Annotated in this window: 22 protein-coding genes; 13 read left to right on the top strand and 9 right to left on the bottom strand. The window is 61.6% G+C overall.

Features of this window, described 5'->3' with window-relative positions:
• Nucleotides 1–16 precede the first annotated feature (16 nt).
• Nucleotides 17–682 carry a ribulose-phosphate 3-epimerase gene (rpe, locus tag IZ6_RS11660; protein ID WP_222877620.1) on the top strand — a complete coding sequence of 222 codons (666 nt, stop codon included), beginning with the start codon at nucleotides 17–19 and terminating at the stop codon, nucleotides 680–682.
• The gene (gene purB, locus IZ6_RS11655) at nucleotides 679–1,986 is read left to right on the top strand and encodes an adenylosuccinate lyase (RefSeq protein WP_222875223.1); all 1,308 of its coding nucleotides are present in this window, start codon (nucleotides 679–681) and stop codon (nucleotides 1,984–1,986) included. The genes rpe and purB overlap by 4 nt, the downstream gene beginning before the upstream one ends.
• Before the next feature lie 72 nt (nucleotides 1,987–2,058).
• Here the strand turns inward: purB and IZ6_RS11650 are convergent, their stop codons facing one another.
• The gene (locus tag IZ6_RS11650; protein WP_222875222.1) at nucleotides 2,059–2,895 is read right to left on the bottom strand and encodes an SH3 domain-containing protein; all 837 of its coding nucleotides are present in this window, start codon (nucleotides 2,893–2,895) and stop codon (nucleotides 2,059–2,061) included.
• A 151-nt stretch (nucleotides 2,896–3,046) separates the two neighbouring features.
• Nucleotides 3,047–3,361: a DUF1476 domain-containing protein gene (locus tag IZ6_RS11645; RefSeq protein ID WP_222875221.1), complete on the bottom strand. Its 315-nt coding sequence runs from the start codon at nucleotides 3,359–3,361 to the stop codon at nucleotides 3,047–3,049.
• Between the two features lie 206 nt (nucleotides 3,362–3,567).
• Between IZ6_RS11645 and purC the strand changes: the two genes are divergently transcribed.
• The 3 genes from purC to purQ are packed head-to-tail and all read left to right on the top strand — an operon-like array spanning nucleotide 3,568 to nucleotide 5,271.
• Nucleotides 3,568–4,338 (top strand): phosphoribosylaminoimidazolesuccinocarboxamide synthase, encoded by a 771-nt coding sequence (gene purC / locus IZ6_RS11640; protein WP_222875220.1) that lies wholly within the window; start codon nucleotides 3,568–3,570, stop codon nucleotides 4,336–4,338.
• Nucleotide 4,339: 1 nt separating this feature from the next.
• A complete protein-coding gene (gene purS, locus IZ6_RS11635) occupies nucleotides 4,340–4,582 on the top strand; it encodes a phosphoribosylformylglycinamidine synthase subunit PurS (protein ID WP_222875219.1) in 243 nt (80 codons plus the stop codon).
• Nucleotides 4,579–5,271 carry a phosphoribosylformylglycinamidine synthase subunit PurQ gene (gene purQ / locus IZ6_RS11630; RefSeq protein ID WP_222875218.1) on the top strand — a complete coding sequence of 231 codons (693 nt, stop codon included), beginning with the start codon at nucleotides 4,579–4,581 and terminating at the stop codon, nucleotides 5,269–5,271. The genes purS and purQ overlap by 4 nt, the downstream gene beginning before the upstream one ends.
• Nucleotides 5,272–5,276: 5 nt before the next feature.
• Here purQ and IZ6_RS11625 read toward each other — a convergent pair whose 3' ends face one another.
• Entirely contained in the window at nucleotides 5,277–6,533 is a 1,257-nt protein-coding gene (locus IZ6_RS11625) for a VWA domain-containing protein (protein ID WP_222877619.1), read from the bottom strand.
• Between the two features lie 354 nt (nucleotides 6,534–6,887).
• Between IZ6_RS11625 and purL the strand changes: the two genes are divergently transcribed.
• The 4 genes from purL to IZ6_RS11605 all read left to right on the top strand — a co-directional run bounded on the left by purL (nucleotide 6,888) and on the right by IZ6_RS11605 (nucleotide 10,061).
• Nucleotides 6,888–9,095 (top strand): phosphoribosylformylglycinamidine synthase subunit PurL, encoded by a 2,208-nt coding sequence (gene purL / locus IZ6_RS11620; protein WP_222875217.1) that lies wholly within the window; start codon nucleotides 6,888–6,890, stop codon nucleotides 9,093–9,095.
• Between the two features lie 3 nt (nucleotides 9,096–9,098).
• Nucleotides 9,099–9,332 carry a BolA family protein gene (locus IZ6_RS11615; RefSeq protein ID WP_222875216.1) on the top strand — a complete coding sequence of 78 codons (234 nt, stop codon included), beginning with the start codon at nucleotides 9,099–9,101 and terminating at the stop codon, nucleotides 9,330–9,332.
• An 86-nt stretch (nucleotides 9,333–9,418) separates the two neighbouring features.
• On the top strand, nucleotides 9,419–9,757 hold the full coding sequence (gene grxD, locus IZ6_RS11610) for a Grx4 family monothiol glutaredoxin (protein WP_222875215.1): 339 nt from the start codon (nucleotides 9,419–9,421) through the stop codon (nucleotides 9,755–9,757).
• Between the two features lie 91 nt (nucleotides 9,758–9,848).
• Nucleotides 9,849–10,061 carry a hypothetical protein gene (locus IZ6_RS11605; protein ID WP_222875214.1) on the top strand — a complete coding sequence of 71 codons (213 nt, stop codon included), beginning with the start codon at nucleotides 9,849–9,851 and terminating at the stop codon, nucleotides 10,059–10,061.
• A 69-nt stretch (nucleotides 10,062–10,130) separates the two neighbouring features.
• Here IZ6_RS11605 and rpsD read toward each other — a convergent pair whose 3' ends face one another.
• Nucleotides 10,131–10,748 carry a 30S ribosomal protein S4 gene (gene rpsD, locus IZ6_RS11600; protein ID WP_222875213.1) on the bottom strand — a complete coding sequence of 206 codons (618 nt, stop codon included), beginning with the start codon at nucleotides 10,746–10,748 and terminating at the stop codon, nucleotides 10,131–10,133.
• Nucleotides 10,749–11,050: 302 nt separating this feature from the next.
• On the opposite strand from rpsD, the gene IZ6_RS11595 reads away from it, so the two are divergent.
• Nucleotides 11,051–13,459: a bifunctional diguanylate cyclase/phosphodiesterase gene (locus tag IZ6_RS11595; protein ID WP_222875212.1), complete on the top strand. Its 2,409-nt coding sequence runs from the start codon at nucleotides 11,051–11,053 to the stop codon at nucleotides 13,457–13,459.
• Nucleotides 13,460–13,604: 145 nt separating this feature from the next.
• Here the strand turns inward: IZ6_RS11595 and oxlT are convergent, their stop codons facing one another.
• The 3 genes from oxlT to IZ6_RS11580 form a co-directional block, all read right to left on the bottom strand.
• Nucleotides 13,605–14,849 (bottom strand): oxalate/formate MFS antiporter, encoded by a 1,245-nt coding sequence (oxlT, locus tag IZ6_RS11590; protein ID WP_420825585.1) that lies wholly within the window; start codon nucleotides 14,847–14,849, stop codon nucleotides 13,605–13,607.
• Between the two features lie 153 nt (nucleotides 14,850–15,002).
• Nucleotides 15,003–15,686: a hypothetical protein gene (locus tag IZ6_RS11585; protein WP_222875210.1), complete on the bottom strand. Its 684-nt coding sequence runs from the start codon at nucleotides 15,684–15,686 to the stop codon at nucleotides 15,003–15,005.
• Nucleotides 15,673–16,203: a sigma-70 family RNA polymerase sigma factor gene (locus IZ6_RS11580; RefSeq protein ID WP_222875209.1), complete on the bottom strand. Its 531-nt coding sequence runs from the start codon at nucleotides 16,201–16,203 to the stop codon at nucleotides 15,673–15,675. The genes IZ6_RS11585 and IZ6_RS11580 overlap by 14 nt, the downstream gene beginning before the upstream one ends.
• Nucleotides 16,204–16,414: 211 nt before the next feature.
• Between IZ6_RS11580 and IZ6_RS11575 the strand changes: the two genes are divergently transcribed.
• Nucleotides 16,415–17,311: a transglutaminase family protein gene (locus tag IZ6_RS11575; RefSeq protein ID WP_222875208.1), complete on the top strand. Its 897-nt coding sequence runs from the start codon at nucleotides 16,415–16,417 to the stop codon at nucleotides 17,309–17,311.
• 107 nt (nucleotides 17,312–17,418) lie between these two features.
• On the top strand, nucleotides 17,419–18,237 hold the full coding sequence (locus IZ6_RS11570) for a transglutaminase-like domain-containing protein (protein ID WP_222875207.1): 819 nt from the start codon (nucleotides 17,419–17,421) through the stop codon (nucleotides 18,235–18,237).
• 3 nt (nucleotides 18,238–18,240) lie between these two features.
• On the opposite strand, the gene IZ6_RS11565 is transcribed toward IZ6_RS11570, so the two are convergent.
• A complete protein-coding gene (locus IZ6_RS11565) occupies nucleotides 18,241–18,471 on the bottom strand; it encodes a CsbD family protein (protein WP_222875206.1) in 231 nt (76 codons plus the stop codon).
• Nucleotides 18,472–18,628: 157 nt separating this feature from the next.
• Here IZ6_RS11565 and IZ6_RS11560 point away from each other — a divergent pair, with 157 nt between their 5' ends.
• On the top strand, nucleotides 18,629–20,380 hold the full coding sequence (locus IZ6_RS11560) for a GGDEF domain-containing protein (RefSeq protein WP_222875205.1): 1,752 nt from the start codon (nucleotides 18,629–18,631) through the stop codon (nucleotides 20,378–20,380).
• Between the two features lie 9 nt (nucleotides 20,381–20,389).
• Here the strand turns inward: IZ6_RS11560 and IZ6_RS11555 are convergent, their stop codons facing one another.
• Nucleotides 20,390–21,607 carry a lytic murein transglycosylase gene (locus IZ6_RS11555; protein WP_222875204.1) on the bottom strand — a complete coding sequence of 406 codons (1,218 nt, stop codon included), beginning with the start codon at nucleotides 21,605–21,607 and terminating at the stop codon, nucleotides 20,390–20,392.
• Nucleotides 21,608–21,649 lie beyond the last annotated feature (42 nt).

Below are 21,649 nucleotides of genomic sequence, written 5' to 3'. Positions count from 1 at the left end.
ATGCTATTTCGCCCGCATGCCGGACATACTGATTGCGCCCTCGATCCTTGCCGCCGATTTTGCGCGGTTCGGCGAGGAGGTTGAGGCCGTGGACAAAGCCGGGGCCGACTGGATCCATCTCGACGTGATGGACGGCCATTTCGTGCCGAACATCTCCTACGGGCCGGAAGTCGTGCGGGCGGTGCGCCGCCACACGAAAAAGCCGCTCGACGTGCATCTCATGATTTCCCCGGCAGACCCCTATCTCGAAGCCTTTGCGCAGGCTGGCGCCGACCACATCACGGTGCATGCCGAAGCCGGCCCGCATCTGCACCGCTCGCTTCAGGCCATCCGTAAACTTGGCAAGAAAGCGGGCGCTGCGATCAACCCGGCAACGCCGGCGGAATCGCTCGCCCATGTGCTCGACGATCTCGACATCATCCTCGTCATGACGGTCAATCCGGGCTTCGGCGGCCAGAGCTTCATCAAGTCCGTACTGCCGAAGATCGCGGAAATCCGCACAATGCTCGAAGGCCGCCCGGTCGATATCGTCATCGACGGCGGCGTCACCAAAGAAACGGCGGGCGCCTGCGCCAAAGCCGGCGGCAATGTCATGGTCGCCGGTTCGGCCGTCTATTCCGGCGGCACGGGTTATGCCGAAAAAATCGAAGCGATCCGCAAAGCGGCGAAGGACGCAGCATGATCCCGCGTTATTCACGTCCCGAAATGGCGGCCATCTGGACGCCCGAAACCCGTTTCCGCATCTGGTTCGAGATCGAGGCGCATGCCGCCGACGCGCTCGCCGAGATCGGCACGATTCCGAAATCGGCGGCCAAGACGATCTGGGAGAAGGGCGGTAAGGCGCAGTTCAACACGGCGCGGATCGATGAGATCGAGCGCGAGACCAAGCACGACGTCATCGCCTTCCTGACGCATCTTGCCGAATTCGTCGGCGAGGATGCGCGTTTCGTCCATCAGGGCATGACGTCGTCGGACGTTCTCGACACCTGCCTCAACATTCAGCTGACGCGCGCCGCCGACATCCTTATCGCCGATGTCGACAAGCTTCTGGCGGCGATCGAAAAGCGCGCCTTCGAACACAAAATGACGCCGGCCATCGGCCGCTCGCACGGCATTCATGCCGAGCCCGTGACCTTCGGGCTGAAGCTTGCCGGCTACTACGCCGAGTTCACGCGCGCCAAACGCCGCCTTGTCGAAGCGCGCAAGGAGATCGCGACCTGCGCCATTTCCGGTGCCGTCGGCACATTCGCCAATATCGATCCGCGCGTCGAAGAGCATGTCGCCAAGGCGCTCGGCCTCGAAGTCGAGCCGGTGTCGACGCAGGTGATCCCGCGTGACCGGCACGCGGCCTTCTTTGCGGCGCTTGCCGTCGTTGCAAGCTCGGTCGAGCATTTGTCGCTCGAGGTCCGCCATATGCAGCGGACGGAAGTTCTGGAAGCCGAGGAATATTTCTCGCCCGGCCAGAAGGGCTCGTCCGCCATGCCGCACAAGCGCAATCCGGTTCTGACCGAAAACCTCACCGGTCTGTCGCGCATGGTGCGCGCCTATGCGGTGCCGGCGCTGGAAAACGTCGCGCTCTGGCACGAGCGCGATATTTCGCACTCGTCCGTCGAGCGCATGATCGGCCCCGATGCGACGATCACGCTCGATTTCGCGCTGGCGCGGCTCGCCGGCGTCGTCGAAAACCTCGTCGTCTATCCCGCGCGCATGCAGAAGAATCTCGATCTTCTCGGAGGTCTCGTCCATTCGCAGCGCGTATTGCTGGCGCTGACGCAAAAGGGCGCGAGCCGCGAAGAGGCCTATTCACTCGTGCAGCGCAACGCCATGCCGGTCTGGCGCGGCGAGGGCGATTTTCTGACGCTGCTCAAGGCCGACAAGGACGTGACGAAATATCTCGCCGCCAAGGAGATCGAGGAGCTGTTCGATCTCGGCTATCATTTCAAGCACGTCGATACGATTTTCCGCCGCGTCTTCGGCCGCGCCTGATCTCTATTCGGCGCTGAATCAAAAAACCCGCCGGATCGCTCCGGCGGGTTTTCTCATGTGTAAGGACGGATCTTAGTTGCCGCCGCCCTGATTGGGACGCCACGGAACGCCGCCGCCCTGGCCGCCGTCGCCGCCACGTCGGCCGCCCTCGAAGTCGCCGCCGCGTCCGCCGCGGCCGCCGCCACCTTCGATACGTTCGGCCGAAGCGCGGCCGCTGCGCATAGTGCGCTCGCCTTCAACCTGCAGGCCGCGATCACTCACGGATGCGCCGGCAGAAACGCCGCCGTCGTTGCGGCGGAAATTCTGCTGACCGTCGCCGCGCGGCTGCCCATCCATGCGAGCCTGTCCGTCGCCGCGTCGCCCGTCCCAGTTCTGGCTATCGCCGCCACCGCGCCGCTGGCCATCCCATTCGCCGCGCGCATTGCGCTGACCGTCCCACTGGCCGCGGCGGTTTTCGAAGTCGCGGCGATAATTGGCATTACCCCAGCGGAAACGGTTGTGATCGTGGTCGCGGAACCAGTCCCAGCCGACACGATGGCGGCGTCCGCCGTCGAGGTAGAAATAATAGCCGGCATTGTCCCAGTAGTAGGGATCCTCGCCGTAATAGAAGGCGACGGGGCCGTAATCGTCGCTGCCATAGCTGTCGCCGTAATAGGTCGCGGGGCCGCCGGCGGCGTCGAAGTAGTTGCCGCTCGCCCAGCCGCCTTCGGCGGTCTGATACCAGGAGCCGCGCGTTGCGACGATTTCGACCGTGTCGCCGGCCTCAAGCCGGTCAACCACGCTATAGCCTGTGCCCGGACCCGAGCGCACGTTGAGATCGGTCGTCGCCGTCGCCGGAAATGCGGCAGCCGCGCCGGCCGATGCCAGCAGCAAGGCTGCCGCGCTGATGGTCGTCTTGCGGGAAACCATTGGGAACTCCCTCCATGTCGATTGAACGGTGCGGGCTTTAAGCGCGCACTCGAACCTCAACGTGGGCTCATCCCGTCAGTTCCGCGCATGCGTCGGAACGTCCTGAATTTTGAAGGAAATTCCGCAATCTTGCGGCGGAAAAGAGGCAGGCTCAGCCCGCCGCCTTGACCTCGGTTGCAGCCTTTTCGAGGAGGTCGAGCATGGTGCTGCGGATCTCGTCATCGGAGACCGAGGCCGGAAGATCGGACCGTACCTTTTTGAACACGTCCTCATCGCCGGCTTCGGCAAAATCGGCCGCGACCACGGTTTTGGCATAGGCGGCAGCCTCGTCGCCGGACTTGCCCTGCTTGGCGGCTGCCCATTCTCCGAGCAGGCGGTTGCGGCGGGCGGTAGCCCTGAAGCGCTGGTCCTCATCGAGGACGAATTTGCGCTCGAAGGCGGCCTCGCGGTCGTCGAACGTCGTCATGGTTTCCTCCTCGAAATCAATGCCGTGGGCTGTGGAGATAATCCGGGCCGGGGTGCAAATCAACGGGTAGGGGAAGGGCCTTTCCGCCGCGTTGTATCGGTCCCATCTATCAGATAGTTTCCGCCCTGCGCGGGAGGATGCAGCCGGAACACCCGATTCGGCAGCTCCTCCCGCCATTGGCTTTCTCAAGACACGGTAACACGCCGATGAACCGCCGCCGCCGCATCTATGAGGGCAAGGCGAAGATCCTTTATGAGGGTCCCGAGCCGGGAACGCTTGTCCAGCACTTCAAGGACGATGCGACCGCCTTCAACGCCAAGAAGCACGATGTCATCGATGGCAAGGGCGTGCTCAACAACCGCATCTCGGAATACATCTTCCAGAATCTCAACGATATCGGCGTGCCGACGCATTTCCTGCGCCGCCTGAACATGCGCGAGCAGCTGATCCGCGAAGTCGAGATCATCCAGCTCGAAGTCGTTGTGCGCAATGTCGCCGCCGGCTCGCTGTCGACGCGTCTTGGCATCGAAGAAGGCACGCAGCTGCCGCGCTCGATCATCGAGTTCTATTACAAGAACGATGCGCTCGGCGATCCGATGGTGTCCGAAGAGCACATCACGGCATTCGGCTGGGCCTCGCCGCAGGAGATCGACGACATCATGTCGCTCGCGATCCGCGTCAACGACTTCCTCTCCGGCCTCTTCCTCGGCGCCGGCATCCGTCTTGTCGATTTCAAGATGGAGTGCGGACGCCTGTGGGAGAACGATATGGTCCGCATCGTCGTCGCCGACGAGATCAGCCCCGACAGCTGCCGTCTGTGGGACATGAAGACCAATGAGAAGATGGATAAGGATCGCTTCCGCCGCGATCTCGGCGGTCTCGTCGAGGCCTATAGCGAAGTGGCGCGGCGTCTCGGCATCCTCACCGAAAGCGATAACCCGGTGGCCAAATCCGGCCCCACTCTGGTGAAGGGTTGAGATGAAGGCGCGCGTTATCGTTACGCTGAAGACCAGCGTTCTCGACCCGCAGGGCAAGGCCATCGAAGGTTCTCTGAAATCGCTCGGCTTCGGCGGTGTTGCCGGCGTTCGCCAAGGCAAAGTGTTCGACCTTGAACTCGAAGGTACGGACAAGGCGAAAGCCGAAGCCGATATCAAGGCGATGTGCGAGAAGCTTCTCGCCAATACGGTGATCGAAAGCTATCGCGTGGAGATCGCGGGTTGAAATCCGCCGTCATCCTGTTTCCCGGCTCCAATCGCGAACGCGATGCTGCGCGCGCGCTGAAGCAGGCGAGCGGCACCGACGCCGCTATCGTCTGGCATGGCGAAACCGCGCTTCCCAAAGGTACGGATATTGTTCTTCTACCCGGCGGGTTTTCCTACGGCGATTATCTGCGCTGCGGGGCGATTGCCGCGCGCTCGCCGGTGATGGATGCCGTCCGTGCGCATGCCGCGAAGGGCGGGCTTGTTCTCGGCATCTGCAACGGCTTTCAGATTCTCGTCGAAAGCGGGCTTCTGCCGGGCGTTCTCCTGCGCAATTCGCACCTGAAATTCGTGTGCCGCGCGCAGCATCTGCGCGTCGAACGCAACGATACGGTGTTCACGTCGCTCTATAATAAGGGCCAAGTGATCGAAGTTGCGGTCGCCCATGGCGACGGCAATTATCTTGCCGACGCTGAAACGCTGAAACGTCTTGAGGACGATGGCCGCGTCGCCTTTCGCTATTGCGATGCGAGCGGGGATGTCGGGAAGGCCGGCCCGAACGGTTCGATCAATGCGATCGCCGGTATCTACTCCGAGAAATTCAATGTTCTCGGGATGATGCCTCACCCCGAGAACCTGATCGATCCTTTGGTGGGCGGCACGGACGGCGCCGCCCTGTTTGAATCTCTGGCGCGGAAAACCGCGGCTTAGAGATTTTACTCGGCGACGCGAAGGCCGCCGATATCGTTGCCGATCGCCCGGAACGCCGTCGATACATCGGCAGCCTGCTCGACATTGTAATAATTGGCAGGGTCCGAAGCGCAGGCCTTCAGCAGGCTTTCATCGCCGTCGATCATGCGGATCGTGAAGATCGTGCCCATATCGTGCGCCGCCTTGCAGGCGAGCTTGGTGCGGGCGTCGATCGTCGCGGTGTTCGTCGTGAAGCGGTTCTTGGTGTTCTCACCGTCGGTGAGAATGATCAGATACTTCTTCGCGGCGTTGTCGCCAGTGGTTGCCGCCGACCCTTGATCGAACGGCTTCTGGTTCGACAACAGGCTCATGCCCCAGCTGATGCCGATCGTGACGTTCGTTGTGCCGGCCGCGTTCATGTTGCTGATAGCCGTGCGCAGCTTGTTGAAGTCCGTCGTCATCGGCTGCACGACCTGAAGGCCACTCTCCGAAGACGGGCAGCTCTCAACCGCCGGATACAGCGTTTTCGATTTGCTCGTGTCTGCGGTCGTGTCGTCCACGTCGTAAGGCTGGTCGCGGTCCCAGATGCAGCCCTGCCAGGCGCTCTTGTTGAAGTCGCGCGTCTTGGTCACGTCTTCGCAGGACTGGTAGGTGTCGCCATTCTTCTTTTTCTTGGTCGTGCAGACTTCTTCTTCGTAAGAGACCTGATCGAAGCGGATCCAGGTCGCGTTCTTGTAGGTGTTTGAGGTCGGCGTGACGCGGACCGTCGAAGCGAACGGGACGAGGCCGATTTTCACCGACTTGTAATTGCCCTTGTTGGCTTCGAGCGTATCGACGAGTTCCTTGGCAGCTTTCTTGAGTTCGGAAAGCTTGTTGCCGGCCATCGAGCCCGTATTGTCGAGCGCCATGACGACTTCGATGTCCTGCTTGGCGCCCCAGATGACTTTGCTGTGCGCTGAGACATCGAGGGTCGAAATGTTCAGGACGCGCAAAAACGAGGTTTTCAGCTCGGCCGAACCGTTGACGGTGAGCTGCGCCGTTCCGCGCTCGGCCTTGACGGTGCCGTCTGAGGAGACCTCACCCGGCTTGAAATTGCCTTTGAAGAGGTCGTTGGCCTTCTTCTGCAACTCGGCATCGGTCAGGTTGACGCTGGAATGGGCGAGTGCGAGCGCCGTCGAGTCCACCGCCGCAACGAGCTGCGCTTTGACTTCCGCGGCGCGCGAGTAGTCGACGGCAAATCCGATAGTGCCGACGATCGGCAGGACTGCCGCTGCGAACATCATTGAAACGTTACCGGAGCGGCAGCTCGCGAAAGATTTGAGTTTCATCATCGAATTCATGGCCTTGGCCCCCGAGTAGATTGAGCGGAGCCTATTACTTGGATGCCTCCATTGCGTAAAACTGTTGATTAAAATTGTAAGGATCAGCGTCTAAGCGACTAGAATTATGAACATTTACTTTTCACTAACCGTAGTTGTTCCGCATATTCTCCTCAAAATTCCAAGAAACTCTAAGAATTGAGGTAAGACTTTCCAGGCGGTGGGAAACTTGCCATCTGCGCGCTTTTGTCTGTCGGGGGTTTGCCTGCCAAGGCGGGTATGGTTATTGCGACGCTTACGCGCCCAAACCGGTCCCCGATGATTCCCAATACGCCTGCGATAACTCCCGAACTCGTCGCCCAGCACGGGCTTAAGCCCGATGAATATCAGCGGATTCTCGATCTGATCGGCCGCGAGCCGACCCTGACCGAGCTCGGCATTTTCTCGGCCATGTGGAACGAGCACTGTTCCTATAAGAGCTCGCGCATTCATCTGAAGGGCCTGCCGACGAAAGCCCCCTGGGTGATCCAGGGGCCGGGTGAGAATGCCGGCGTCATCGATGTGGGCGATGGCATCGCCGTCGTCTTCAAGATGGAGAGCCACAATCACCCGAGCTTCATCGAGCCCTATCAGGGCGCGGCGACCGGCGTCGGCGGTATTCTGCGCGACGTCTTCACCATGGGCGCGCGGCCGATTGCGACGCTGAACGCGCTGCGCTTTGGCGATCCGAACCATCCGAAGACAAGGCATCTGATTTCGGGCGTCGTGTCCGGCATTGGCGGCTATGGCAACGCCTTCGGCGTGCCCACGGTCGGCGGGCAGGTGGGGTTCCACACCCGCTATGACGGCAACATCCTCGTCAACGCGATGGCGGTCGGTATCTGCCGTACGGACGGTATCTTCTATGCAAAGGCGACCGGCGTCGGAAATCCGATTGTCTATCTCGGCTCGAAGACGGGACGTGACGGCATTCACGGCGCGACCATGGCCTCGGCGGAATTCGACGAAGGCTCGGACGAAAAGCGCCCGACGGTTCAGGTCGGCGATCCCTTTGCCGAAAAGCTCCTTCTGGAAGCAACGCTCGAACTGATGCAGACGGGCTCGGTCATTGCCATTCAGGATATGGGCGCGGCGGGTCTCACATCGTCCGCCGTCGAGATGGGCGCCAAAGGCGATCTCGGCGTGCGCCTCGATCTCGACAATGTGCCGACACGGGAAGCCGCGATGACGGCCTATGAGATGATGCTGTCGGAAAGCCAGGAGCGCATGCTCATGGTGCTCGACCCCAAAAAGAAGGACATTGCGGAAGCCGTCTTCCGCAAATGGGGCCTCGATTTTGCGGTCGTCGGCCATACGACGGACGATCTGAAATTCCGCATCTGGCATCAGGGCCAGGAAATGGCCGTGCTGCCGATCAAGGAACTGGGCGATCAGGCGCCGCTCTATGACCGTCCGTGGGTCGAGACGCCAAAGCGCGCCGTTCTCGATGCGGCAAACGTGCCGGCGCCGAAATCGCTGACGGACGTTCTGAAAGCCCTGATCGGCTCGCCGGAGCTGTCGTCGAAGCGCTGGGTGTATGAGCAGTACGACCACCTGATCCTCGGCAATACCGTGCAGCGCCCGGGCGGCGATGCCGCTGTTGTACGTATCGAGGATGGGCCGAAGGGCCTTGCGCTGACCTGCGATGTGACGCCGCGCTATTGCGAGGCCGATCCGTTCGAAGGCGGCAAGCAGGCGGTGGCCGAAGCGTGGCGCAACATCACGGCCGTCGGCGGCCGCCCGCTGGCGATCACCGACAATCTGAATTTCGGCAATCCCGAACGTCCGGAAATCATGGGCCAGTTCGTCCAGTGCCTGAAGGGCATCGGCGCGGCGTGCTCGGCGCTCGATTTCCCCGTCGTGTCGGGCAATGTCTCGCTCTACAACGAGACGCAGGGCCGCGGCATTCTTCCGACGCCGACCATCGGCGGTGTCGGCGTTCTCGACGATGTCGCGAAATCCGCAACGCTCTCGTTCAAGGCTGAGGGCGAAGCCGTCATTCTTCTCGGTGAGACCAAAGGCTGGCTCGGTTCGTCGGTTTATCTTTGGCTGATCGAAAAGCGGGAAGAGGGCGCCCCGCCGCCGGTCGATCTTGCGGTCGAAAAGAAGAACGGCGATCTCGTCCGTGCGCTGATCGCCAAAAATGCGGTGTCGGCTGCGCACGATCTGTCGGATGGCGGATTGGCTGTGGCGCTCGCCGAGATGGCGATGGCAAGCGGCATTGGCGCAAAGATCGATGCGCTGCCGGCCGGGCCCGTCCATGCGGTGCTCTTCGGCGAAGATCAGGCGCGATATCTCGTGACCGCCAAAGACGGCGAGGCGGTGCTCAGTGCGGCCAAGACCGCGGGCGTGCCAGCGCTTCGCCTCGGCACCACCGGCGGGGCGTCGTTGACGCTCCCTACGGCTGAGTCCATATCCGTCGCCGATCTCAAAGCTGCCCATGAGGGCTGGTTCCCGGCCTATATGGCCGGCGCGAAGGGGAACTGATCCATGCCGATGGATGCCGGAGACATCGAAAAGATGATCAAAGAGGCGCTGCCGGACGCCGAGGTTACGATCAAGGATCTGGCCGGCGACGGCGACCACTATTCGGCGATCGTCGTCTCCGAGGCCTTCCGCGGCAAAAGCCGGGTCCAGCAGCATCAGATGGTCTATGCCGCCCTTCAGGGCCGGATGGGCGGGGTGCTCCACGCCCTGGCGCTGCAGACCTCGGCCCCGAACTGACCCGGCCTGACATCCCGGAAAAGCGTGCTTATATAGCAGCCGACACATTTCACAGCCGGCCTTGAACCGGCCCAATAGGTGACACGATGAGCGCACTCGAACAGATCAAGCAGGATGTCGAAACCAACGATGTCGTGCTCTTCATGAAGGGCACCAAGCAGTTTCCGATGTGCGGGTTTTCCGGCCAGGTCGTGCAGATCCTGGAATATGTCGGCGTGCCTTATAAGGACGTGAACGTGCTCGAGGGCGATGGCCTGCGCGACGGCATCAAGCAGTTCTCGAACTGGCCGACCATTCCCCAGCTCTATGTGAAGGGCGAGTTCATCGGCGGCTGCGACATCGTCCGCGAGATGTTCCAGGCCGGCGAGCTGCAGCAGCTTCTGGCTTCCAAGGGACTTCCCGTAAAGCAAGCTACGAACGGGTAACCACGAAGGGTAGTGGAAATTACCAGCTTTCGCTCAGGGCGAGAGTTCGTGTAGCTGGGGCCGGCGCAAATGCCAGTCCCGGAGACGTGTTATGTCCAAATCCGCGCTCAACTCTCCCATCGATAGGCCCGCGCTTATCGAACCGAGCGCGTCCGACCTCATCCGTGCTCATCTTCGCAATGCTCGCGATCTTGCGGCCGAGCACGGCTACTCCAATTTGATGCCCCTATTGGAGATGGCGGGCTTCGGCCTTGAAGAGGTGGAGTTCGTGGCACAGCCGGTACGCTGCGGCATTCGCCGATAGAAAGTCCTGCCCAAACTGAAAAGGCCGCCCCTTGGGGCGGCCTTTTTGTTTTGAAAACCCGAACTCGAATTAGCGCGAGTAGAACTCGACGACGAGGTTCGGTTCCTGCTGGACCGGGTAGGGCACATCGGTCAGTGCCGGCACGCGGGTCAGCTTGGCCGTCATCTTGGAGTGATCGGCGTCGATATAGTCCGGAACTTCACGCTCGGTCAGCGCGATGGCTTCGAGAACGAGGCCCATCTGCTTGGAGCTTTCCTTCACCTCGATCACATCGCCGACCTTGAGGCGGGCCGAGCCGATATTGGTCCGGCGGCCGTTCACCTTGACGTGGCCGTGATTGATGAACTGGCGGGCGGCGAAGATCGTCGGCACGAATTTGGCGCGATAGACGATGGCGTCGAGGCGCGATTCCAGAAGGCCGATCAGGTTCGCCGAAGTGTCGCCCTTCATGCGCGAAGCTTCGTGATAGATCTTGCGGAACTGCTTCTCGGAGATATCGCCGTAGGAGCCCTTCAGCTTCTGCTTGGCGCGCAGCTGCGTGCCGAAGTCCGACATCTTGCCCTTACGGCGCTGGCCGTGCTGGCCGGGGCCGTATTCGCGCTTGTTAACGGGGCTCTTCGGACGGCCGAAAATATTGACGCCAAGACGGCGGTCGATCTTGTGCTTGGAAGCATGACGCTTCGACATGTCGCGTTCCTCTCGAATGCGAGTTGGAGACGCGCCCTCCTGAGACACCCCCTCTCGGGGGCCGACAGGCCATAAGCTCGAAAGCAAAGGCCACGGGTGCGTGCAAAACAAAGCGCGGGCCCACCGGGCCCGCACGGATGGGTTTCTAGGGGAAGTGGGTCCGTAAAGTCAATCGGGCCAATAAGGTACCGGAAAATCAGCGGTTTTCCGCTTCTTATTCGCTAACCATTCTCAATTCTCGCTGAAAAGCGAAAGACGTTGTTATTCATTGCGGGTGCAACCTCCGGGATATGGGGGTTTCCATGCGCCTGCGGTGGCCGCTTAAGATCGGTATCCGCGCCCGTCTGATCGTCATTATGGCGATCGCCGCGGCGGCGCTCGCCTTCGATTCCGCACTCGAGATCACAGCGCGGCGCGATCATCATATCGAAGAGGCAAAGGCCCGGATGATGCTCGTCGCTCAGAACGCGGCCAGCAAGCAATACGAATTTGCGTCTGCGGCGCGCGTTCTCCTTGGTGTCGTGACAAAGCTTGCGCCGAGCATCGATGCCTGCGGCGAGGACTTCCGCCAGATCGCCGCCGACAGCAAATGGCTCAAAGCCATTACGATCGCCGCCCCGAACGGCGATCTCGTCTGCAGTTCGGGACCGGCCAAAGGAAAGATCAATTTTGCCGACCGCCCGTATTTCCAGGAAGTCCTGAAAACGCGCGGCTTCGTCCTCAGCGATTATGTGGTGGGCCGTGTCCACAAAGTACCGGTCGTTCTCGCCGCCGCGCCGCGTATGGACGATAGCGGCAGTGTCGACAGTGTCATTATCCTGTCGATCGATCTCAGCTGGCTTGACCAGGTGACACGGAGCATCGGCGGCGAGGATACGACGGTGCTTCTCGTCGACAGCATGAGCACGGTGGTCTCGGCCGATATCCGCAACCAGGACATGACAGGCCGCAATCTGTCGCAGGAAAGCCTGTTCCGGCGGCTTGCCGAGCAGGACAGCCGGCCGATCTTCGGCGCGGGGCCGGACGGCATCCGCCGTCTTTACACCTCGACGCGGCTGCCGGGCACCCAGGCGCGCCTGATCCTCGGCTTCCGCGAGGATAAGCTCCTCGCGCCGGTGTACCGGATCACTCAGGCGGAAACGCTCAAGGCCATTCTGTTCTTTCTGATCCTGTTCACCATTGCCTGGATGATGGCCGAACGCTCCATCCTGCGCCCGATCAAGGCGCTGACCGCGGCGGCCTCGGCCTTCGGCGCGGGAGACCGCAACCGTCGCGTGGACACGGCGCAGTTGCCCGGCGATTTTGCCGAACTCGCGCACACCTTCAATCACACAGCCGATCTTCTGGCGCGCAATGAAGCGCTCATCGTCGAAAAGAACCGCAGGCTCGGGGAGGCCAATGCAAGGCTCGGCGATCTCGCCCAGCGCGATGAACTCACGGGCCTTGCCAACCGGCGCGTTCTCGCCGACCGGCTCGAGCAGGTTTTCGCAGCCGATTCCGAAGAGAAGGTCGCGCTGCTTGTGCTCGACCTCGACAAGTTCAAACCCGTCAACGATCTGATGGGCCATCCCGTCGGCGATGCGGTGCTGCGCGAAGCCGCAAGGCGCCTCAACGAATTGAAGGAGGAGGGCGATCTCGTCGCGCGTCTCGGCGGCGACGAATTTGCGATCGTGCTCGTCTGCGGCGGCGAGGGGTGCGATCGTCCGCGCCAGGTCGCGAAGGAGGTCGTCCGCGCTATGGCAACGCCCTTTGCCGTCACCAAAGGTCATGTCGAAATCGGCGGCACGGTCGGCGTTGCGCTGTCGGGCCGCGATGCGTCCGGCCCTGACGAGCTGTTGCGCGCCGCCGACCTTGCGATGTATCGCGGCAAGCGCGATGAGCGCGGCGGGTTCCGCTTCTTTGAGAAGAGCATGCATGCCGAGCTGCAGAGCCGCGTGACGCTCGAAACGGAATTGCGCGCCGGCATCCGCGCCGGCGAGATCATCCCGTTCTACCAGCCCATCATCGAGCTCAAGACGGGCCGCATCGTCGGCCTCGAAATTCTGGCGCGCTGGAACCATCCTTCCAAGGGCATCCTGCCGCCGGGCGTGTTCATCGGCGTTGCGACGGAAGTCGGCCTCGCTGAACCGCTGACGCGTCATGTCCTCGGCGCGGCCTGCCGCGATGCGCGCCATTGGCCGGAAGATATGATGCTTTCGGTCAATCTGTCGCCGAGCCAGCTCAGCGATCCTTTGCTGCCGACGCTGATGGCGAGCATCGCCATGGATTACGGCATCGCGCCGAAACGTATCGAAATCGAGATCACGGAAGATGCGCTGATCCAGGATTTCGAGGCAGTGCAGCAGGTGATGCAGAATTTCCGCAATCTCGGTATCCGCATCGCACTCGACGATTTCGGCACCGGCTATTCAAGCCTGCAGAATTTGCACGAATTGCGCTTCGACAAGATCAAGATCGACCGCTCTTTCGTCACCGATCTTCTGAACAATGAAGACAGCCGCAAGCTCGTCTCGGCAATTGTGGCGCTCGCGCTCAACCTCAGGCTTCCGGTGACCGCGGAGGGCATCGAGGATCTAGCTGTCGCCGAAATGCTCGCCGCCATTGGCTGTACTTATGGCCAGGGCTATGCGTTCGGTCGTCCGATGCCGGCGAAAGACATCACCGCCATGCTGCGCGACAAAAGCGAGATCGCCCAAGCCCGCGTCGCCTGATCATCTGCCATCAAGAAAAAAGGCAGGCATCCCTTACCGGGAGCCTGCCTTAAAGTTTTCTGGCCCGTCTTGGGAGGTGGGCCAGAGGGGGAAACGCGGAAATATTCCGCGATTAGCGCCGGACGCGAGGCCGGCGCCAATTCGGTTAGTGGGACGGCGCCGCGACGGCGTCGCCGAGATCGTCGGTACGGGTCGTCTTTTTGCTCACGGTCGATCGGCTCACATGCGCCGCATAGATCGGCCGCAAAGCGACAATCGCGAGGAAGGCGGCCAGAAGGTCCATGGCCGCGACCGTATAAAGAACAGTCGACCAGGTACCCGTCGCCTCCATCAGAAGATTGCCGACCGGCACAAACAGCGCACCTATGCCTTTGGCCGTGTAGAGCACGCCGTAGATCTTGCCGATGTGCTTGGTGCCGAAGGCATCGCCCGCCAGCGCCGAGAACAGCGAATAGACTTCGCCCCAGGCGAGGAAGACGAGACCCGACAGGAAGAGGAACGCCCACGGATTGTGGCCGAAATAGCCGAGCGCGATGATGCCGAGGCCCTCGAGCGTGAACGCAATGACCATCGTCTTCTCGCGACCGATATTATCGGAGATCCAGCCGAACAGGGGACGCGAAATGCCGTTCATGATGCGGTCGAGCATCAGAGCGAGCGGCAGGGCCGCCATGGTGAAGAAGTACATATTGACCTCGAACTCCTTCACGCCGAGGTCCTGGGCAATGACGCCGAGCTGGGCGACCGCCATCATGCCGCCGGTGACGACGCAGATGAACATGAAGAACATCAGCCAGAAGAGCCTGGTGCTCATCGCTTCCTTCAGCGTGTAGTCGCGGCGCGACTGGACGATCTTGTCGGAGGTCTTGATCTCTTCCTTTTTCGGCGAACGCAGGAACCAGGCCGCCGCAAAGGCGAGCGAGCCCTGCAGAATGCCGAAGAAGAAGAAGGTTTCCTGGAAGCCCGAGCTGTCGATCATCGCCGCGATCGGCAGGATGGTTGCGGCAGAGCCCGCGCCGTAGCCGCCCGCGGTGAGGCCGACGGCAAGGCCGCGGCGGTCCGGGAACCATTTCAGCGCGTTGTTGATGCAGGTCGCGTAGATCGAGCCGACGCCGATGCCGCCGATGGCAGCGCCGATGTAAAAGCCCGTAAGGCTCGTGGCCTGCGAATTGATGATCCAGGCAAGACCGATGAACACGGCGCCGAACGCCACCATCAGCCGCGGGCCGAACTTATCGATGAAATAGCCTTCGATCGGCGCAAGCCAGGTCTGGACGATGACGAAGATCGTGAACGCGATCTGGATCGATGCGCGCTCCCAGCCGAAAGTCTGCTGGATTTCGGGGACGAAAAGTGTCCACGCATATTGGATATTGGCGGTCGCAATCATGCAGACGACGCCGACGGCAAGCTGAATCCATCGCGTGGATTCGGATACGTTCGGCCTCAGGGCCGGATTTGCTTTCTCACTCACTGGGACGTTTCTCCTGTTCAAGCTACTTCAGGCCGGCTTTGCGCCGGCTTCTTCGGGGTTGCCACCCGCTCAGTAGAGCGTCTGGTAGAGTTCCAGCGCCGCAAATTCGAGCGGCTTACCGGAGAGGTTGGAGGTCAGCTCGTAGCTGTCTGAAATGAGCTGCCAATGGATCTTCGAGTCTTCGCCCGTATTGACGGTCGGCCACACGAAGTCGACGTCACGCGTTGCGCGCGCGATCAGCGAAAGATTGCCGAACTCAGGCGTGCGGAAAGTCAGACGCACGCCAGGGCCTTGCGTGGTGTCGGTGCGCACGGCCGATAGAACCTGCCAGCCTTCCGGCAGACGCGGCAGGCGCACGCCGAGCTCATCGCCAAGCCTGCTCGCTTCCTGCAGCATGGCCGTCTGGTTTGGCGCGCGGGTCATCGCCTGCCAGCCGAGCGAAGAACTCCAGCCGAGCGCGAATAAGACGACGGCTGCCGCAAGGCGACCGAAAAGCGGCACGTAACGGCGCAGGCCGAGCGCGCTTTCGAGCTTCCTTGCGGCATGCAGCGTCGCGCGCTGCGCCGGCTCCGCATCGAGCGGAAAGGCCAGGCGCAGCGCATCGCGCGTCCTCAGGTCCGCCATGATGCGCGCCGCAAGTTCAGGATGGCGCGCGAGATGATCTTCGACTTCGATACGGCCCGCCGCATCGAGCTGCCCGTCGACATAGCCGTTCAGTTCGGCATCGCCGATCCCGTTGTCACTTTTCGCCATCGCCGCCTCGCACAAGCTTAAGGGACACAACATTCGTCTCGCCGGCTTCGAAGGCGCGCAGCGCGGCGCGGGCGCGGCCGAGCCGCGACATCAGCGTGCCGAGCGGCACGCCGAGAATTTCGGCAGCCTCGCCGTAAGCGAGACCTTCGATCGCGACGAGGTGAAGAACTTCGCGCTGCTCGCCGGGCAGGGCGGAAAAGGCGGCGCGGATCTGATTGAGACGAAGGCTCGCTTCCTGCGATGCGCCGGTTTGCATCTCAGTGAGTTCGGCCACGCTGTCATGACGCTTTTGCTGCGCGCGGGCACTGCGGCGACCGGAGACAAAGGTGTTGTGGAGGACGGAAAACAGCCAGCGCTTGAGATCGCCGTCCCGGCGGAAGCTGCCGCGGCCTTCATAGGCGCGCAGAACGGTGTCGTGAACGAGGTCTTCGGCCTCGGTCTCGTCGCGCGTCAGAGCCCGCGCATAGCGCTTAAGCGCCGGCAGCTGCCCCGTGACATTGAACCCTTTTCCGCTCATGCGCCCTATACGCCGCCGACGCGGGCTTTAATCCCCGGCCGGCCCCAATTTTCCGCTTGGGGGCTTCTAGCGGGCGGGACGCCAGGCCAGGCAGATGCGGCGTCTAGACAATTGGAAGTAGGTAAAAGGTTGGAAGCACTCCACTTCTGGTCTTCACCTTAACTTCGGCTTGCCGCTGGCATGACTCGGGGGCGGGGGCTAAAACTCGGTTATGCCAAGACTTTCGATCCGCCACGTCACGACCTACCGCTACCGGCGCCCGGTCTCCTTCGGGGAGCACCGGATGATGTTCCGGCCGCAGGAAAGCTATGACCAGCGCCTGATCGATATGCGGCTGCGCATCACGCCCGAACCGGTCGATCTGCGCTGGATCCATGACGTGATGGGCAATGTCGTGGCGCTTGCGAGCTTTGGCCAGGAGGCCGACACGCTGACCTTCGACAGCGATGTGCTGCTCGATCATCTGCCGGCCAACACGCCGGACTTCCGCATGGAAGATTATGCCCGCAGCTATCCGTTCACTTATGGGCCGGAGGAAATGCCCGATCTCGCCCGTTCGATCGAGCGTCATTATTTCGATCCGGGGCATGAGATCGACCGCTGGGTTCGCCGCTTCCTCGACAGCGACGGCGAGACGCCGACGGGCCAGCTTCTGATGAACATTACCCACGCGATCAAAGAGAGCTTTGTCTATGTGGGCCGCCAGGAAGCCGGCACGCAGGACCCGATCACGACGCTCTCGACCGGCCGCGGCTCGTGCCGCGATTTCGCGGTCCTGATGATGGAGGCGGTGAGGGCGCTCGGCTTCGCCGCGCGCTTTGTCTCCGGCTATCTCTATGTTCCCGATCACGCCGGCCATATCGGCGGCGGCAACACCCATGCCTGGGTTCAGGTCTATCTGCCCGGCGCCGGCTGGGTGGAGTTCGATCCGACCAACGGCATTATCGGCAACAAGGATCTGATCCGCGTCGCCGTCGCCCGCGACCCCCGCCAGGCCATCCCTCTCTGGGGCACCTGGACCGGCAATCTGGACGATGTTCTCGGCATGGAAGTCTCGGTCGACGTGTCCGAGATCGCGCTCGACAAGCGCCGCTACGCCGCCGTCTGAGGGAACGTCTCGCCTGCCTTTGCGTTGACCGGGGCCGAAAGCGGCACCCGTCTTGCTTCTGAGAACTGAAGGCACAGTTTCAGAAGAGGCGCGATGGAGCAGGTTTCATGAAAATCCACTGCGGGTTCGATATCGCATTCGAACTCCCGCAATCGACCCCGATGATCCTGATGCTGAGCGTGCATCCCAGCCGCTTGCCTGATCTTCTGTCGCCGCAGCATTTTACCTTCAGTCCCGATGCCGCCCATCGCGACTACAAGGACAGTTTCGGCAATATCTGCACGCGCGTATTGGCGCCGCCCGGCCGTTTCAGCGTGAAAACCGATTTCTTCATCCACGACAGCGGCGAGCCCGATATCTACGCGCCGCAGGCGCTTCAGCATCAGGTCGAAGATCTTCCGGACGATGTGCTGCTCTTCCTTTTGGGCAGCCGCTATTGCGACACCGAGCACCTTCTCGACATCGCCTGGAAGGAATTTTCCTCCGTGCCGAAAGGCTGGCCGCTCGTTCAGGCCATTGTCGATTACGCCCATAACCGCATCACGTTCGGTTATGAGCATGCCTGCGCGACACGAACGGCGTTCGGCGGCTATAATGACAGGATCGGCGTCTGCCGCGACTTCGCGCATCTTGCCATTACACTCTGTCGCTGCATGAACATCCCGGCGCGCTACTGCACCGGGTATCTTGGCGATATCGGCGTTCCGAAAGATCCGGCGCCGATGGATTTCTCGGCCTGGTTTGAAGTCTATCTCGGTGGCACCTGGTATACTTTCGACGCGCGCCACAATCATCCGCGTATAGGCCGCATTGTCATGGCGCGTGGCCGCGATGCGACGGACGTAGCTTTGTCGACCGCTTTTGGGCCGAACCAGCTCGTCAAATTCGAAGTCGTGACGGATGAGGTGCTCGAGGACGCCGCCTAACCGTTACGGCTGCGGTCCGGCATCCTCATACCGGACGTGCAAACGGCGCGACCAGGTGTCGACCTCTTTCTCGGCCTTGTCCTTGGCGTAGCCGTAGCGCTCCTGCACGAGGCCGACGAGTTGATCGCGCTTGCCGGCGACCACATCGAGATCGTCACTCGTCAGTTTACCCCACGTCTCTCTGGCATTGCCCTTGAACTGCTTCCACTGGCCTTCGATCATGTCCCAGTTCATGTCGGACCTCCTTGCTTGATTATAAGGAGAACGCGGACTTTTACAGGAGGGTTCCTCATCCCTTTTGCAACTAAGCATCAACTTGCGCACAGTAGGGATGAGTACGATGAGTATTGAGACGGGACGAATCAAATCCCGCGAAGCCTTGGGGAAGGCGATGAAGCATCGGGGGGCATGGCCGCTTTATCCGGCGGGCCTGAAAGGGCGCGTGCTTGCGCTCGTTCTGATGTCGCTGCTTGCGATCGCCGTGCCGGCCGCGGCCGCCTTTTTCTGGATCATCGATACGACCGTTGTGAAGATCGGCACCCTCTTTGCCGAAAAGCAGATCCTGTTCGATCGTTACCGCGGACTGGAAAGCCTGATGCGCGAAGTTTCGCTGGCTGAGACCGCCGCGCGCTCGCCCGCCATCATCGAGTGGGCGCGCGAGGAGGACAGCAGTGAGCGGGCCGCCCGCGGCCTCGCCGAACTCGAGCACTACCGGACCTCGTTCAAGGACCGGTCCTATTTCTTCGCGATCCGGCGTTCGGGAAATTACTATTTCAACGATGCGAACAATGCCTATGCCGGCGCGCAGAAGCGCTACACGCTCTCCGAGGATAATCCGCGCGACGGCTGGTTCTACAACACGATCAATCTTGAATCGGGCTGCCACCTGAACGTCGATCATGACGACAATCTGAAAGTCACCAAGGTCTGGATCAATTGCGTCGTGCGCGACGGGCGCGATGTCGTCGGCGTTCTCGGCACCGGCGTCGATCTCACCCAGTTCATCCGCGAAGTCGTCGATATCCCGCAGACGGGCGTAACGTCGATGTTCGTCGATCTGAACGGCGCGGTGCAGGCGCATCGCGATCCGCGCCAGGTCGATTTTCATTCCATCACAAAGAACCTGAAATCGAAGAAGACGATCTTCGGGCTGGTCGACAACGATGCCGACCGCGCAACGCTGCGCGCGATGATGAACGAAGTGTCCGCCGGCAAGGTTCTGGTGCGCTCCGATTTCATGAAGGTCGACGGCCACACCTTCCTTGTCGGCGTCGGTTATCTCGATCGTCTCGGCTGGTTCAACGTCACTTTGATGGACATCAACGAGATCATCGATTGGCGCCTGTTCCGGCCGATCGCTTTTCTGCTTGTCGCCATGCTGCTGGCGACGGCGGCGCTGCTCGCATTCCTGTTCAAGCGCAGCGTGCTCGACCGTCTGGCGCGGCTTGAGGCCGGAACGCGCCGGGTCACAGAAGGCGATTTCAACATTCCCGCCGATGCGCGTCAGGATGAGATCGGCTCGCTGTCGCGGGCGTTTACGCATATGGCCGCGGTTGTCGGCGAAAAGACCCATGTTCTCGAAGGCATGGTGAAGGAGCGCACCGAGAAGCTGGAGCGGCTCGCTTTCCTTGATCCAATGACCGAGATCTGGAACCGGCGCGGCTTTTCCGATGCTTTCGCCAAAGAGCAGAACCGTGCGCAGCGCAGCGGCCGCCATATCGGTGTCCTGATCGTCGATATGGACCGCTTCAAATCGATCAACGACAGCTACGGCCATCAGACCGGCGATCTTGCGATCATCGAAGTCGCGACCCGCATTTCCGGCGCTCTGCGAGATTACGATATCTGTGCGCGCTGGGGTGGCGATGAGTTCATCATTCTGGCAAGCGACGTCAACAAAACCTCGCTGGCTTTGATGGCGGGCAAGCTTATCGCCGCGGTCAATGCCGATCCCATGATGATGCCGGACGGCAATCCGCTCGATCTGTCCGTTTCGATCGGCGGCACCATGGTGTCCGAATACGATCTTCTCGGCGATGCGGTCGGGAAAGCGGATGCGGCGCTCTACCAGGCCAAGCGCACAGGCCGCAACGGCTATATGATCCACGATCCGAAGGCCGATATTATCGGCCGCAAGAGCTGACGCCGAAAATTACTTCCCGGCGCGCTCGACGAGAGCGGCATCCGGAAAACAGGTGGGCGCTTCGCCCTTCTTCTGCTGCCAGATGCCCAGCGCAACGCGCGTACGGAAACCGACAAGCCCGTCCGTCGTGCCGACATCGTGCCCCTGTTTCTCAAGGCGCTGCTGCATCACGCGGACATCCGAGCGGTCAAAGCCGGACAGCTGGTCCCAGCTGCTTCCGATCTTCGCGTCGGATGTGAAGCGGTCGGCGAGATGGCCGATGAACAGCGCGTACATATCCGACTCATTATAGGTCTTCAGAACGTAGAAATTCTCTGAAACGAGAAAAGCCGGGCCGTGACGGCCGGCCGGCATGAGAAGGTGACCGGCAAGCTGCGGCGCGCGCGACAGGGCATCCGTTTTGGGCTTTGCGCCCATGCCGAGCCATTCGGAGACGGGGCGCGGCTTGTCCGGCCCTTCATAGGTGCAGGAGATGGCGGCAGGCGCCGCGATTTCCGTACCCCAGTGGCGGCCGGCGACCCAGCCATGGCCTTTCAGGAAATTGGCGATCGAGCCGAGCGTGTCAGGCGCCGATGTCCAGATATCGCGCCGCCCGTCACCGTCCTGATCGACGGCAAAGCGCAAAAATTTCGACGGCAGGAATTGTGGCTGGCCCATCGCGCCGGCCCAGGAGCTTTTCAGCTCCGACAGAGGCAAATGATCGCCTTCGAGGATCTGCAGCGCGGCGATGAGCTCGGGATAGAAATAGTCACGGCGCGCGCCGATGAAGCTGAGCGTTGCCAGCGCCTGGATGGCGTTCTTGTTGCCGCCCACCGCGCCGAAGCCCGTTTCGCGGCCCCAGATGGCGACGATGATTTCGCGCGGCACGCCATATTTCTTTTCGACCGTATCGAGCGTCTTCTTCCACTGGGTCAGGCGGGCGCGGCCGCCGGCGATCAGCGGCGCAAGTTTTTCCTCGGTGATGTAGCGGCCCGGCGTCTGAAATTCCGGCTGGCGCTGCTCCTTGGCCGGAGGCGCGCCGGGCGGGGCGAGATCGGGCAGGGAGAAATCGAGCGCGATGCCGGAGAAAGCGAGATTGAAGGTCTGGCGCGAGACCTTGGCCTTTTGTGCATCCGGCCACACTTTTTGCTCAAGCCAGCCCGCGAATTCGGATTGAAGCTTGGCCTTGTCCTGCGCCTTTGCGGGCAGGACGGATAGGATGAGAAGGATCGGGATGAGGAATCGCATGGCCGGCGCAGATTACTCTGCGCCGGCCATGGCGGAAATCAG

This window comes from Terrihabitans soli, assembly GCF_014191545.1.
Classification (GTDB): Bacteria; Pseudomonadota; Alphaproteobacteria; order Rhizobiales; family Methylopilaceae; genus Flaviflagellibacter; species Flaviflagellibacter soli.
This window is presented reverse-complemented; position numbering and strand designations above follow the sequence as displayed.